The organism is Cupriavidus sp. 05N39 (assembly GCF_056397325.1).
Map to the genome: position 1 here is coordinate 1 of NZ_JBFTNE010000143.1, position 14,785 is coordinate 14,785.

Sequence of the window (14,785 nt, forward strand, 5' to 3'; positions counted from 1 at the left end):
ATATCAAGGTGAAGAACTCCGCATATCAAGGTGAAGAACTCCGCCAGGACGACCTGCGCACACTGCTGGCCCTTCTTCGCCATCGCTCAGGCAAAATCATCGGTGATGTCATCGAATTCGTCGCCCGCCCCTTCTGCCGCGACGAGTTGGGTTGGGCAGATAGCGGTGACAGCGTTGCCAAACTCCAGGCTTGCATCCTAAGATTGCGCCGCGCTCGCATTCGGGCAGTGTTCCCTCACGCGGTCATGCACGACTTTCGTTTGGTCAGCGAAGCCTCATTCAACAAAGAGTGTTGGTCTGTCTGGTTGTCGGAGGATTTGATGCCGATACTGACGCGCAGCCTGACGTTTATGAAGGCCAGTGAGCGCCTGGCCATGAAGGACGGGCTCGCAAGCTGGTTGTATGGCTTTATTAAAGCCGATTCCTGCCTGTTGCCATTTGACCTGCACGCGATGCACGCAGCCGCGGGCTCCACCTATGCGCAAAAGGACTTCAATCGGCATGTGCGACGCCACCTCGCGGCCTTCAAGGAGAGCGGCATCGTGCACGGCTATGCTTTGCAGGGAAAGCAGTTGCGCGTCTACAGGACCAAACCATCCTGAATGGCCGGCACCCAGCGCATTCGGTATTGCGCACGGCATCTTCTGACCGGGGCGCCAGGCGGTGATGCGTGAGCCGCCATCAATCCTTGATGGTGGCAAAACCTTCCACCTTCCTCGCCATAGCGTGCTTAATACAGCACCCGCAAAATGGCAAACCCTTCCACCTTTTTGGGTGTTTTGCGGCGAAATGTTCCACTCGACACGGGTGCCAGCCCTTATCGCAACAGGCCGGAACCGTAGCCGTAATCCTTTTCAATACCTAGCTCGCGCATCTTGCGCTCGCAACTCGGAGTGCAACACAGCTTCGCCGCATGGCACGGCTGCGCGATGAGGTTCAACTCTCCCCCTAGGAGCGACTACAAGCCTTCCAAGATGGTAATCAGTCACGCGCTTCGCTCTAACGCGGCAGTTCATCAAGGATTCAACTCCGGGTGCCGGCCGGATGGGCCTGCCCTCCCCCCTTGAACGGGCCCCTCACTTTCCTACGCCATCGTTCGGCGGCGAAGCGATGTTCTTGAATCTTTCCTGTGCACTCTTCCCGTCCCTGACTGAACCCGTGCGCCATCTGCCCACGTGGACTATTCCTCGAGCCCCCCTGAACGACCCGACCGGTTAAACCGCTGAAACTACCAGCAAGCCCCGGTACGGCCGGACCACGGCGGCACTTAAACCCTGGTCAGCCACCTCCAAGCTCGACTGCCTAAAGCGACGCTCGCAGTGTCGGATGGTCCACTGCTTCCCGCCCAGACTGGCCGGCAAAATGCGACGGCGAGGGCGTTCGGCAGGGCTTGGCAGAGCACCTATAGGCCAGCACCTACGAGACGACGATGCTCAGCTTGGTGGAGACCACTGCGCACCTTTCAATCGTCAATTTGTCTGTAAGATGCGATGCGCGCTTCCGTTCAACTGAGTCTTCTCAACACGCGAACTCAGAGCAAACGCCTGCGCTGCGGAAGAAGTCCAAGAAGCCCAACATCCAGTACAGCCCAAGACGGCAGCAGCCTGTCAGGTATTCCTTCTCCCCCTTTCTTTTGACTGTAGCGATTGGCCACCTCGTTTGGTGAGGCACCCGTGGGCAGCAGGCGGAGCAAAGCGAGACTGCCGCCACGCCATCAGCCTGCGCAGCCGCCTGGTCATCCGCCACGGCGGATGCCGGCTCGTCCGCCGACGCCATGCTGGTGGCGCGAGGGGCTCCCCAAGACAACGGACTTCCACCAAACGCCGGAGGCCAACAAGGATGGTTGATGAAGCGTGGCGGAGTTGGAAAGAGTCCTTTTTTGACTCCTAGAAGCAACCAAGTTTGTATGTGACGCCCGGCCAGCCCGTGATATCTCGTCGGACCGGCTGCCAACCACTCCGTCGCAGGTCGCGTTGCGACAGCACAACGCGGCCGCCTGCTGAGTGGTAGGTGCGCCTAGCCCCCCCGGCCGCCCCGCGCAGCGCCTCGCCCCCTGAGCCCTGCCCAGAGTCGCAAGGCGCCGCGAGGTCCCCATCCCCGCCATAGTCCGCAGGCATCTGTGACAAAGCAATTGGCCAGGAACAACCAATTGGCACGGCGCCGCCAACTTTGCGACTTCATTTTAAGTCGCACGCGCTCACGTTCTTTTTAATTTTTCTGGAAATTCGTTTTAGACAGGGCGCGGTGATKGCCGCCCTCGCTATACAAAGCTCCTACCACATTGGAGTATTTAGAGATGAAGCCTGTTATCGTTACACCCCGCGCCCAGGCCTTCGCGCATAATTTCGAGCCTCACCCTCCGACGCCCCCGTACGAAGAAGACTGCCGTCGTGAACACCAACCGAATTCGTACCACCTGACATCGCAACGGCCTGGCGAAACCATGCGCCGACAATCTGACACCTCAGCCAAAAATCTGTTACGCAGCGTCAAGGCGCGGCCCGCGGCATCGTGGGCGCGTCGTAATCCCCCCCGTGCATTCACCATCGCGGAGCTCAATGCGCTGCTTGCTTCGCCCGTCTACACACAGCGAGAATGTCAGGTCAAGACCTGGGGCGACGCCGCATACTGGCTGCCCCTGTTAGGACTCTACACCGGCGCGCGCTTGCCGGAACTTTGCCGCCTCCAGCTGTCCGACGTCCTCGAACTCGAGGGGGTGTGGTGCCTGCGTTTTCGTGAGCGCAGGCGCGACGACGCGACTGCCTCACTAGCCGGGGTACGGCATGTCCCGCTCCATTCGCATTTGCTGCGGTGGGGCCTCCCTGCCTATGTCGCCGGCGAGCGCACCGCGCGCGGCAGCGGCCCGCTTTTTCCCCAGCTAGCGACGGACCGCGCCGATTACCGTGCAATGGCCTTCAGCCGCTGGTTTTCCCGCTACGTCCGACAGGAACTTGGCTTCGGCGAGCGCCCTCTCACATTCTGCAGTTTCCGGCACACTTTTGCGGCATTCGCCGGGGGCACGTCGCGCGRCAACGCCCACATCGCCATCCTAGGGGGCACCCCGGCGCTTCGGCGCGGGYGCAATGCCGGCGGCCAGGAACGCCCGGCACCTGCACAGCTCGTAGAAGTCATGCAACAACTGGTCTACCCCGCGCTTGACACCGGGCATCTCGACCGCACCCAGCCGTAAAGACAACGGGCGGCGCTCCTGCGCCGCCCGTCCTCCCCCCTAATTGCTGAGCAAAGTTCCACCAATCGCATGGATGGTAAGCGATACCCGAAGTACATCAGGTCAACGACGGCAACCGGTGGAACTTCGGCAAAGATAGTGCTTTATGCCACACAAGACCTCTCCCAGCCAGGTCTGCGGTCCTGCGGAGCAACATCACAATAGACCTCGCCGTCGGAAGCCGGTATTCGCTTCAATCCTTCCGGACCCGTCTAGGTAGCCGTGTTTGGCGAGGTCTGACATCAGTGTCGAGGCGATGAATGTGACTGCCGCAAGTGCCGCAACGTAGAAGAAGAAATACGATTCAATGTGCGCCGAATGCAGCGACAGAGCTGCGTACTCGGCAGTTCCCCCAAACGTCGCATTTGCAAGGGCATAAGGCAAGCCAACACCGAGCGCACGGACCGTCGCTGGGAACAAGTCAGCTTTTACAATCCCTGCAATTGGCGTGTAGAAGGATGCAATCAAAAGACCCGATACTACCAATCCAAATGCCGCATATGGGTTCGTTACCGAGTGCAGCGCGAAGAGTATGGGAGCTACTAGCAGCGTCGCCAGGCCAGAAAATAGCAGCATATTGGTCCTAATTCCGATTTTATCCGCCAGCAACCCAAAAATTGGTTGGCATAGCATAAATAATACCAGTGACGCCGTCATGATTATGCTAACGGTTTCTGGATTCATGCCAGCGGATACGACGAGAAACTTCTGCATGTACGTCGTAAACGTGTAGAAGTAGAGCGAACCACCTGCAGTGAATGCAAGAACCAGCAGCACTGCACGCTTATGTTGCAGCAAACCAAAAATCGAGCCCGCATCCTTCCGTTTCATCTCCTGCATGGACACCGTTTCAGTCATGGCTCTACGGAGATAAACAACCACAATTGAACTCATAGCCCCCATGAAGAAGGGTATCCGCCAACCCCATTCCATTAGTTCTGTATGGGATAAAGTATGCTGCAGAACAGTGACCGTCAACAGCGCAAGCAATTGTCCGGCAACAATTGTGAAGTACTGGAATGACCCGAAGAAACCTCGGCGACCGGCGACCGATGCCTCACTGATGTAAGTCGCTCCGGTACCATACTCCGCGCCGACCGATAAGCCTTGTAACAAGCGGGCGACAACGAGGAGAACGGGAGCAGCGACGCCGATGGTTTGATAGGTTGGTAACACGGATATCATCAGCGAGCCGGCGCACATCATGAAGACCGAGATAATCATCGATATTTTCCGACCTCGGGTATCCGCAATCCAACCGAATATCCATCCGCCTAGTGGCCGCATAAAGAACCCCACCGCGAAGACGCCGGCAGTTGCCAACAGTTGGCTCAACTGATTTCCGGAAGGGAAGAAGGCCGAGGCGAAATAGATAGAGGTATAAGCGTAGACAAAGAAATCATACCACTCGACCAGGTTTCCGGAGCAGGCACCGATAATTCCTTTGACGCGACTTTGGATAGGTTCTTGAGCAGCAAGCAAGCGCCCGTCGGCCCCCATATGGGCCACATCTTTAGGCAACATCTTTGTCTCCTGACAATGCAATTTTGCGAAAATTGCGATTTCAAAATCGCTTCCGCTAATATTTTTTGCGTAGGCTGCACTGCTCTTTATGACAGCTAATACTGCAGCTTACGTATCGGTGCCATATCTACGTCGCGAAGCGACGCGTGATGAAATAGATTTTCCTGATGCCGGCATCAAGGAACTGCATGGCCTGCACAAGGGGGGCAACTCGCATCATTGCGCCTCTCGCTCCGAAACGGGGCACGAACTGAGGTCCAAGTGAGGAGGACACCGATGAACCCATGACCTACGATTACCCGGCCTAAGGATGCGACTCGCAACCGATTGCCAGTCACCATAGGTCACAAGGCCAGAAAATCAGAATGAGCGTGGCATCCCAAGGATGTGCTCACCAACATACGAGAGAATCAGGTTCGTGGAAATCGGGGCGACCTGGTACAGACGAGTCTCACGGAACTTGCGCTCGACATCGTATTCTGCAGCGAAGCCAAAGCCACCGTGGTACTGCAAGCAGGCGTTGGCGGCTTCCCACGATGCATCCGCTGCCAACAGCTTGGCCATGTTAGCTTCCGCGCCGCAGGGCTGATGCTCGTCGAACAGCTTCGCAGCCTTGAAACGCATTAGGCTTGCTGCCTCCACGTTCACGAAGGCCTTGGCGATTGGGAACTGCACGCCTTGATTCTGGCCAATGGGGCGACCGAACACCACACGCTCGTTGACGTACTTGGTCACCTTATCGATGAACCAGTAGCCGTCTCCAATGCACTCCGCTGCAATCAGCGTACGTTCGGCGTTCAGGCCATCCAGGATGTACTTGAAACCCTTGCCCTCTTCGCCGATGAGGTTCTCCGCCGGAATCTCCAGGTTGTCGAAGAAGAGCTCATTAGTCTCGTGGTTGACCATGTTGATAATGGGCTGGACCGTCATACCCTTACCGATGGCTTCGCGCAGGTCCACGAGGAAGATGGACATTCCTTCTGACTTCTTCCTGCACTCCGCCAGCGGCGTGGTCCGTGCCAGCAGAATCATGAGGTCGGAGTGCTGGACACGCGAAATCCAGACCTTCTGCCCGTTCACGACATACTTGTCGCCTTTACGCACTGCGGTGGTCTTGATTTTTGTCGTGTCGGTGCCTGTAGTCGGCTCCGTAACCGCCATCGATTGCAGACGTAGCTCTCCGCTCGCAATCTTCGGAAGGTATTCCTTCTTTTGCGCTGCCGAGCCATGGCGCAGCAGCGTTCCCATGTTGTACATCTGCCCGTGGCAAGCGCCGGAATTACCGCCGGCGCGGTTGATTTCTTCCATGATGACCGACGCCTGCGTCAGGCCCAGCCCGGAGCCACCGTACTCCTCAGGAATCAGAGCTGCCAGCCAGCCGGCGGCCGTCAGTGCGTTGACGRACTCCTCCGGGTAGCCTCGCACCTCGTCAATCTTGCGGAAGTACTCCGAAGAGAACTGACCGCACAAATCGCGGATAGCTTCGCGGATTTCTTGATGTTCATCGACTTTGTTCAGCACGATAGTCTCCGTGTACGTTCGTTTAGCTAAGTTCGGCAGTAGCAGTCATCGCAAGCGCACCGCCCTCGTGGCGAATCCACAGTTCAACAGACTTCCCGTCCCMGCTTCGCTTCCCGCAGACGTAAAAACGCTGGGGCACGAAGGTGGGGCGAACTCCCTTGAAGGAGAAGCTGCTAACCGTGGCGTCAGGCAAGTTCCTGCGCACCAGGTCGAGGAGCAGCACGGCTAACAACGGGCCGTGGACAATGAGGTCAGGGTAATGCTCGACAGCAGTCACATACGGGTGGTCGTAGTGAATTCTGTGACCGTTGAAGGTCAGGGCGGAGAATCGGAACAGCAGCACTGGGTCGGGCACCACTTCGCGAGACCAGTCTTCGTCGGTACGCGCAGCAACCGGCTCCGGACCAGTCGCATTTGGCGAGGCTTCTTCCCTGTAGACGATGTCGTGCTCTTCGGTCACCGCAAGGCCCCGCGCTCCGGAATACTGGTGCTCCACGGTGACGAAGGCCAGTGACCCCGTCCGCCCTGTTTTGGCATTCACGTCCAGAATGGTGGACTTCTTCGATACAGTCTCACCTACGCGGAGGGGCTGATGAAACCGCAACCGCCCGCCGGCCCACATGCGTCGCGGAAGCGGCACCGGCGGCAGGAAGCCGCCTCGCTTGGCATGGCCGTCAACGCCCAGCTCAGACTGCCTGTGCAACGGCAAAAAGTACAGCCAATGCCAGAGAGGGGCGAGTGCGTCTCCGCGAACCGGTGCTGGGTCTTCACGGTCCAGGGTCGCGGAGAGCGCCTTGACGGGGAACGCGGTTATCTCGTCGTGGGACTCGGTTGAGTTGCCGACCCACTCCTTCAGCTTGGCAGTGTCCATGAACGTCTCTTCGGTCTGTTTTCTAGGCCCCCACTATGCACGGGCTAAGGGCAACTTCCCATTCGCAAGTTCGGAACGAGCCTTTCGGCTGCACAGAAAACATCGAGCATGCGTTTACCCGAATGGAGCGTTCGGAAGAACCGGATTTACGTAGCGCGAAACTGTGGCCAAGATTGGCTCAAACCATCCGATTCGGCAGACCCCCATGCGCGTCCAGATTCGTTGTCGCTCCCGAGTGGCTCTCCACAGACTCGTGCCGGCATTTCCCATGCGGATTGCCTCCTGTCACGGCGAACATGCCCTTACGCGAAATGGATTTTCACGCACTTTGCAAACGGACCGTGCTATCGACATTCCAGCTTTCGAATCAATCGACCTGCAACTGGGTGGCAGCGTGTTTTCCGCGTCTAGCTGTTATCTGGAACTCGCCGATGGGAACCTGAAGGAAATTACCCTGGGCCCATCGCACCTAAGCGCGGAAACGCCCTCATGGGCGCCGCTTCTGCGGGACATGATTTCGGGAACGGTCTTTCACCACCCACAGGAGAACTGGAATGCTCATACAGTTGCCCATGCGCTGAACACGACACCCGAACGAATCCGGACCGCTCTGTTCACGCAAGGCATGGCCTTCACGCACATATGCCGGACGCAACGTCTCATGCGCGCGCTATTCGAGTCGATACAGTTCAAGCTCTCCGTCGCGGACCTGCGGGACAGAGTGGGCTGGGGTAGCAAAGGCGACCTGGAAGCGTCGTTCTACGATTGGTTTGGCGTATCGCTCCAGACGGTCGCACGCCTGAGAGACGATGGACTGTAGTTCCTACAATGCAATGCGGAGGACGCGTGAAAAACAAGATTGGACGTGATATTCCGGAATGGGTGGGCGGCCAACGTCTGGTACCTTATGCTGGCATCACCGGTTGCCCCGAGGTGCATCGGCGCGCGGCGCCCAGCCTACGCACATTTCCCCGTGGCACTCCGAAGGTACTGCCCTCGTTGCGCGAAGCCATCGACGCGGCCGGATTGCGTGACGGCTCAACCATTTCCTTCCACCATCATCTTCGCAACGGCGATGCTGTTGCCAATGCAGTGTTGTGCGAGGCCGCGAATCAAGGCTTGCGCGGCCTGACCGTGGCCGCCAGCTCAATCTTCCCGGTACATGGCCCGTGGGTGGAACTCATGGAAGCCGGCGTCATTGGCCAGATTTACACTGGGTATGCGTCAGGTCCCGTCGCCGGCGCGGTGGCGCGCGGCGCGCTTGCCGCCCCCATGTTCATGCACACCCATGGAGGGCGCGCCCGCCTCATCGAGTCAGGCGCGTTAGCTATCGATGCCGCCTTTGTAGCTGCACCGACCGCTGACAACTATGGAAACTTGAACGGTGTGTCCGGCCCGTCAGCCTGTGGAACGCTCGGCTATGCCGAAGCCGACGTGCGCTACGCGGCCACGGTGATTGCGGTCACCGACAACCTGGTTCCCTATCCCGCCTGCCCTATCGCCATCAGCCAGGACTACATCGACTATGTGGTCCCTGTCCATTCCATCGGGGATAGCACCAGAATTGTGTCCGGGACGACCCGGCCAACCGATGAGCCCGTGGGCCTGGCCATTGCATCTCTGGCTGCTCGGGTCATCGAAGCGGCGGGCCTCCTTGGCGAGGACTTTGGCTTCCAGACCGGCGCCGGCGGCATCTCTCTCGCGGTTGCCGCGGCCCTTGGCGAAATCATGGCCCGTCGCGGTGTCAAAGGCAGCTTTGCGGCTGGAGGCATCACCGGCTACTTGGTTGAGATGCTCGAGCAAGGCCTGTTTCGCAGTCTGCTGGACGTTCAGTGCTTCGACCTACGTGCAGTGGAATCCTTCCGCACCAACCCACTTCACCAGGCAATGTCTGCCTCGATGTACGCGAATCCCTGGAACAAGGGAGCTGTTGTCAATCGCCTGAGCGCCATGGTTCTCGGTGCAGCGGAGGTCGACCTTGATTTCAATGTCAACGTGACGACCGCCAGCGACGGTCGCATCATTGGCGGGTCCGGCGGTCACAGCGACACAGCAGCCGGTGCCGAACTCGCCATCGTCACAACTCGCTTGAGAGCCGGAAACGTACCGAAGATTGTGGAGCAGGTACGTACCGTCACCACACCTGGCGCCACCATTGACGTGGTCGTGACGGAAGCAGGTATCGCAGTCAACCCGCTTCGCCTTGAGGTCAAAGAGCGACTGATTGCCTCCGGTCTTCCGGTTGTCAGCATCCACGAATTGCAGGAAAAGGCCTGCCGTGGCCTTGAGCACTATCATCAGCCCGGCACAGCCGAGGGCAAGGTGGTTGGAATCGTCGAATATCGTGACGGTACAACTCTGGATGTCATCCGTTCCATTGGAGCCTGACGAATCGAAGGCGGCGACACCAGTGTGCCGCCGCCTTCATCAGCCTGGAATGTCTTACTGCAACTCCATCAGTAGCTGGCCAGCGCGAACCTGAGCGCCTGGTTGCACGAGAATCTCCTTCACCGTCCCACTGACTTCAGCCACGACACTTGTCTCCATCTTCATTGCCTCAATTGCAGCCACGACTTCACCCTTGGCGACAACTTGCCCCACCCTGACGTTCACAGTTATCACGGCACCTTGCATCGGCGAGCCGACCAGCATCGGATTGCCGGCGGTGGCCATTCTTGCCCCCGCGGCAAGCTTCCCAGCCTCTCGCTTGCTGGCACGAACTGGGCGCGGCTGACCATTGACATCAAAGAACAAGCGCACGCCGCCCTCCTCGTCCGGCTCGGCTTGGGCGTTCAAGCCTACGAACAGCGTCTTACCCCGCTCCAGGTTCACCGCAATTTCGTTACCGGGAGTGAGCCCGTAGAAGAAGACGGGGGTGGGAAGGATGGAAACGTCATCGTACTGTTCCCGATGCGCACAGAAGTCCTTGAAGACCTTGGGATACATGAGGTACGAGGCGAGGTCGTTGTCGGAAACCGGCTGACCAATCTCTCGTTCCGCCTGGCTGCGCGCCGCTTCCAAGTCCACCAGCGGAATATGAGCGCCGGCGCGACCGACGATTGGCTTGGCACCCCGCAGGAGCTTTTGCTGCAGAGCCGAAGGGAAGCCGTCGGCTGGGTAGCCCATCTCTCCACGGAACATTGAGACGACCGATTCCGGCACCGAGGCTTCCTTCGCGGGGTCCAGGATATCGCCTGTGGACAGCTTGTTTGCGACCATGTGAAGCGCCATGTCGCCAACGACTTTCGAAGATGGCGTGACTTTAACGATATCCCCAAACATGACGTTGACATCGGCATAAGCCTGTGCGACCTCTGGCCATTGCGCCTCCAGTCCCAGCGACCGAGCTTGCTCCCGCAGGTTTGTATACTGACCGCCAGGCATCTCGTGACGGTAGACATCCGAGGTGCCCGCCCGCATCGCCGCCTCGAAGGGCTCGTAGTTCTTGCGGACTGATTCCCAGTATGTGCAGAAGGGTTGCAGGTCACGATAGCCTACTGCCGGCTTGCGCGCGTCATGCTCAAGGGCTGCGCAAATGGCACCCAGGCTTGGCTGGGACGTCAGCCCGCTCATGGAATCCATGGCGCCGTCGACCGCATCCACCCCCGCCTCCACGGCCGCCAGCACCGACGCCACGGATGCGCCGCTCGTATCGTGAGTGTGGAAGTGAATGGGAATACCCACTTCCTCCTTCAAGGCCTTCACCAGCGCGAATGCGCCCTGCGGCCTGCAAACACCTGCCATATCCTTGACTCCAAGAATATGTGCGCCGGCCTTTTCCAACGACTTTGCAATGTCAACGTAGTAGCGAATGTTGTATTTGTCTCGCGAACTGTCAAACAAATCGCCGGTGTAGCAGATTGTGCCTTCGCAAAGCGCCCCGGACGCAATGACGGCATCCATCGCCACTCGCATGTTTTCGACCCAGTTGAACGAGTCGAAAACCCGGAAAAGGTCAATGCCTTCCGCGGCAGCGCGTTTGACGAAGTGCTGCACCACGTTGTCCGCATAGTTCGTGTACCCAACGGCATTGGAGCCGCGCAGCAGCATCTGGAACAGGATATTGGGGACGGCGGCGCGTAGTGCCGCAAGGCGCTGCCACGGGTCTTCACGCAGGAACCGCATTGCCACGTCGAACGTAGCGCCACCCCAGCATTCCATTGAAAAGAGTCCCGACAACTGGCGCGCGTAGTAGGGTGCGATGGCGGTCATGTCTTGCGTGCGGAGCCGCGTTGCCAGCAGCGACTGGTGAGCATCGCGCATCGTAGTGTCGGTGAGCAAGACGCCAGAACTGTCTTTCATCCACTGGGCGAAGGCTCTGGGTCCAAGCCTGGACAGTAGCGTCCGACTTCCCTCCGGAATCTCATCGCTAACCGTCTTCAGAGGAAGCGGGTGCGACAGGATGATGGACTTGGGAACGAGGCGGCCCTTGACATCGGGATTGCCGTTGACGTTGACATCGGCGATGAAGTTCAGCAGTTTCGTCGCTCGGTCTCGGCGCTGGCGGAAACTAAACAGCTCCGGGGTATTGTCAATGAACCGGGTAGTGCAGCGCCCCGAACGAAACTCTTCATGTTCGATAACGTTCCCCAGAAACGCTAGGTTGGTCGCCACGCCCCGGACCCGGAACTCGCGCAGTGCCCGACTCATGCGCTCATTGGCCTCATCCGCATCTCGGCCCTTGCAAGTCACTTTGACGAGCAACGAATCGTAGTACGGGGTAACAACGGCCCCCGTGTAGGCTGTACCCGCATCCAGGCGAATGCCAAAGCCTGCAGCACTTCTATAGGCAGTCACCTTGCCGTGGTCAGGTGCGAATCCGTTCTCTGGGTCTTCGGTGGTAACGCGGCATTGGACAGCATGTCCGCGCAGCTTGATGCCGTCCTGGTCTGGCACCCCCGACGGGGCGTCACCAATGCTCGCCCCTTCGGTGATGCGAATTTGAGCCTTCACGATGTCGACACCCGTCACTTCCTCGGTAACGGTGTGTTCGACTTGCACTCGGGGATTTACCTCGATGAAGTAGAACTCCTCGGTGTCAGCATCCATCAGGAATTCCACCGTGCCGGCATGCGTATACGACACCGCATTCGCAAGCTTCAACGCCTCGCCGCACAAGGCATGTCGCGTGGCGTCATCTAGGTAGGGAGCGGGCGCCCGCTCCACCACCTTCTGATTTCGACGTTGCACCGAACAATCACGTTCGAACAAATGAACGATGTTGCCGTGGGTGTCGCCGAGAATCTGGACCTCCACATGCTTCGCTCTCACGATGAACTTCTCGAGGTAGACCTCGTCGTTGCCAAAGGCCGCCTTCGCTTCGCGACGGGCCGCTGCGATGGCGTCAGCCAGGTCTCCCTCCTGCTGAATCGCCCGCATGCCGCGGCCGCCTCCGCCCCAACTAGCCTTCAGCATCAGGGGGTAGCCGATGGCCGCCGCCAGCTTCCTGGCTTCCTCGATGTCATCCGGCAGAGCATTCGTGGCAGGAACCACCGGTACACCCACGCGCTCGGCCAGCGCCCTTGCGGCCACTTTGTTGCCAAGCTCCCTCATCACCTCTGGCTTCGGGCCAATGAAGGCGATGCCCTCGTGCGCGCAACGCTCGGCAAACTCCGGATTCTCGGACAGGAATCCATAGCCCGGATGGATTGCGTCTACGCCTGCTTCCCTTGCCACCCTCAAGATGTCATCGATGTCGAGGTACGCATCAACCGCCTTCTTCCCCTCGCCAACGAGGTAGCTCTCGTCCGCCTTGAAGCGATGTTGTGCAAACCGGTCCTGGTACGAGTAGATGGCTACGGTACGGATACCCAGCTCACTGGCGGCGCGCATCACGCGGATGGCGATTTCGCTCCTGTTTGCGACTAGGAGACTGCAGATTTTCTTCATCGTGGGGGCCACTTCGTAGTTGAGAATGTTGCGCGTGCATGCTTTCAATCTGGCTGCGGACCGGCCTGCCTTAGCAGGTCGACCGCGCGCGCAATGACCGGTGCATCCACCATCTCTCCGTCGAGTTGGAAGGCGCCGGGACTGGTCTTGGCTTGCTCAACGACCTTCTTCGCCCAGGCAAGCTGAGTTTCGGTGGCCCGATAGGCGCCATTCACCCCGGAGACCTGTGCTGGATGAATGCACAGCTTTGCCCCGAATCCCAGCCTCCGACCGCGCTCACTCGCCCTGTGAAGTTCATCCACATCGGAAATGGATACCGTCACCCCATCCACTGGCGAAGCAATTCCCGCAACCCGCGACGCCAAGACKAGCATCGAACGAAAGAAGAGCAACTCCTGGTCGTCTCCCTCGATGCCGAGCTCAGTCCGGAAATCCACAGTACCAAATACAAGGCGCGCTACTCCGGGTGCAGCAGCAATTTCGCTGACGTTGGCCATGCCTCTGGCGGTTTCAATAAGCGGAAGAACCTTGACCTCCGGAGGAAGATGCTTCACCACCAGAGCAATATCCGCTGCGCTTTCTGCCTTCGGCAGAATCACTCCACGGACACCGTCCTTGCGACACACTCGGATGTCGTCCTCGAACCATTGCGTCTGCGTCGCGTTGATTCGCACCATTCCAGAGCCGCCAGTTGCCAGGTAGTCCACCAAGAGGTGCCGGGCTCGGTCCTTATCGTCAGTAGAAACGGCATCCTCAAGGTCAAGAATGACCACATCGGCGCCGCAGGCGTGAGCTTTGGCAAAGCGCTCGGGGCGATTGGCCGGCACAAAGAGATAGGAACGAGCAGAGTTGTTGGTTGCCATTTGGTCAAATTCTGGTGTGCAAGCGCGCATGCCCCCGCCCTCTCGCCCACGAACGAGGCGTGAAGAGGCAGCACGAATTGAGGGAGCGGCGTCAGTCTACGGTAGAGCGTGACGTTAGATTGCGCCTTCGGTGCTCAAGCGGGAGACGTCATCACTGGTGTAGCCGAGTTCACGAAGAATGCTCTCGCTGTGCTGGCCAAGCGCGGGGATTGCATCCATCCGTGGTTCGAACGACTGCGGCATCCCAGGAGGGCGCAATGCCGGGATGACCCCCACCGGTGATTGGACCGAAGTCCAGCGCTCCCGTGCCTTGAGTTGCGGATGATTCCAGACATCCCGCATATCATTCATGCGTGCGTTAGCAATCTGCGCGTGCTCCAGGCGCTCCACTACTGCATCAATAGTCAGCGAGGAAAATGCATTGGCGATGATTTCCGTCAGCTCCACCCGGCCTTTGGCACGCAGCGAATTTGAGACAAACCGCTCATCAGTCGCAAGTTCCGGCCGCTCCAGGACAACCCGGCAGAAGGCATCCCATTCGCGTTCATTCTGAAGCCCCAGAATGATGGTCTTCCCGTCACCGGCCGTGAACGGGCCATAAGGAAAGATGGTCGCATGCRATGCGCCGGCCCTCGGAGGCGGCGTGGCACCGTCAAAAGCGTAATAGAGTGGATAGTTCATCCATTCAACCATGCTCTCCAACATCGATACGTCAATATGCGCCCCCTTACCGGTCTTGCTGCGCTGCAACAGCGCGGCCAGGATGTTGGTGTACGCGTACATGCCTGCTGCGATGTCGGCAATGGAGCAACCCGCTTTCGAAGGGCTCTCCGGCGTGCCGGTGATAGAAACGAATCCCGACTCCGCCTGGATTAGCAGGTCATAGGC

General features: G+C 58.9%; 10 protein-coding genes. 4 read left to right on the forward strand and 6 right to left on the reverse strand.

Features of this window, described 5'->3' with window-relative positions:
- Both AC1DN0_RS37320 and AC1DN0_RS37325 read left to right on the forward strand, forming a co-directional pair.
- Positions 1-602, forward strand: a 602-nt coding sequence (locus tag AC1DN0_RS37320) for a hypothetical protein (protein WP_477146444.1), incomplete at its 5' end; no start/stop codon positions are given.
- Positions 603-2,443: 1,841 nt separating this feature from the next.
- On the forward strand, positions 2,444-3,190 hold the full coding sequence (locus AC1DN0_RS37325; RefSeq protein ID WP_477146445.1) for a site-specific integrase: 747 nt from the start codon (positions 2,444-2,446) through the stop codon (positions 3,188-3,190).
- Positions 3,191-3,385: 195 nt separating this feature from the next.
- On the opposite strand, the gene AC1DN0_RS37330 is transcribed toward AC1DN0_RS37325, so the two are convergent.
- From AC1DN0_RS37330 to AC1DN0_RS37340, 3 genes are all read right to left on the reverse strand, one after another.
- Positions 3,386-4,753 (reverse strand): MFS family transporter, encoded by a 1,368-nt coding sequence (locus tag AC1DN0_RS37330; RefSeq protein ID WP_441634806.1) that lies wholly within the window; start codon positions 4,751-4,753, stop codon positions 3,386-3,388.
- A 360-nt stretch (positions 4,754-5,113) separates the two neighbouring features.
- On the reverse strand, positions 5,114-6,274 hold the full coding sequence (locus AC1DN0_RS37335; RefSeq protein WP_477146446.1) for an acyl-CoA dehydrogenase family protein: 1,161 nt from the start codon (positions 6,272-6,274) through the stop codon (positions 5,114-5,116).
- Positions 6,275-6,296: 22 nt separating this feature from the next.
- On the reverse strand, positions 6,297-7,145 hold the full coding sequence (locus tag AC1DN0_RS37340) for an HTD2 family dehydratase (RefSeq protein ID WP_477146447.1): 849 nt from the start codon (positions 7,143-7,145) through the stop codon (positions 6,297-6,299).
- 268 nt (positions 7,146-7,413) lie between these two features.
- Between AC1DN0_RS37340 and AC1DN0_RS37345 the strand changes: the two genes are divergently transcribed.
- Together AC1DN0_RS37345 and citF are read left to right on the forward strand one after the other, a co-directional pair.
- The gene (locus tag AC1DN0_RS37345; RefSeq protein WP_441634800.1) at positions 7,414-7,965 is read left to right on the forward strand and encodes a hypothetical protein; all 552 of its coding nucleotides are present in this window, start codon (positions 7,414-7,416) and stop codon (positions 7,963-7,965) included.
- 26 nt (positions 7,966-7,991) lie between these two features.
- Positions 7,992-9,533 (forward strand): citrate lyase subunit alpha, encoded by a 1,542-nt coding sequence (citF, locus tag AC1DN0_RS37350; protein ID WP_441634798.1) that lies wholly within the window; start codon positions 7,992-7,994, stop codon positions 9,531-9,533.
- A 54-nt stretch (positions 9,534-9,587) separates the two neighbouring features.
- Here the strand turns inward: citF and AC1DN0_RS37355 are convergent, their stop codons facing one another.
- From AC1DN0_RS37355 to AC1DN0_RS37365, 3 genes are all read right to left on the reverse strand, one after another.
- Complete coding sequence (locus AC1DN0_RS37355; protein WP_441634826.1) at positions 9,588-13,034, reverse strand: pyruvate carboxylase; 3,447 nt, start codon at positions 13,032-13,034, stop codon at positions 9,588-9,590.
- Between the two features lie 44 nt (positions 13,035-13,078).
- Positions 13,079-13,897, reverse strand: coding sequence for an HpcH/HpaI aldolase/citrate lyase family protein (locus tag AC1DN0_RS37360; protein ID WP_441634796.1), 819 nt, complete (start codon positions 13,895-13,897; stop codon positions 13,079-13,081).
- A 114-nt stretch (positions 13,898-14,011) separates the two neighbouring features.
- Positions 14,012-14,785 (reverse strand): CaiB/BaiF CoA transferase family protein (locus AC1DN0_RS37365; protein WP_477146448.1); only part of this gene is annotated, 774 nt, incomplete at its 5' end.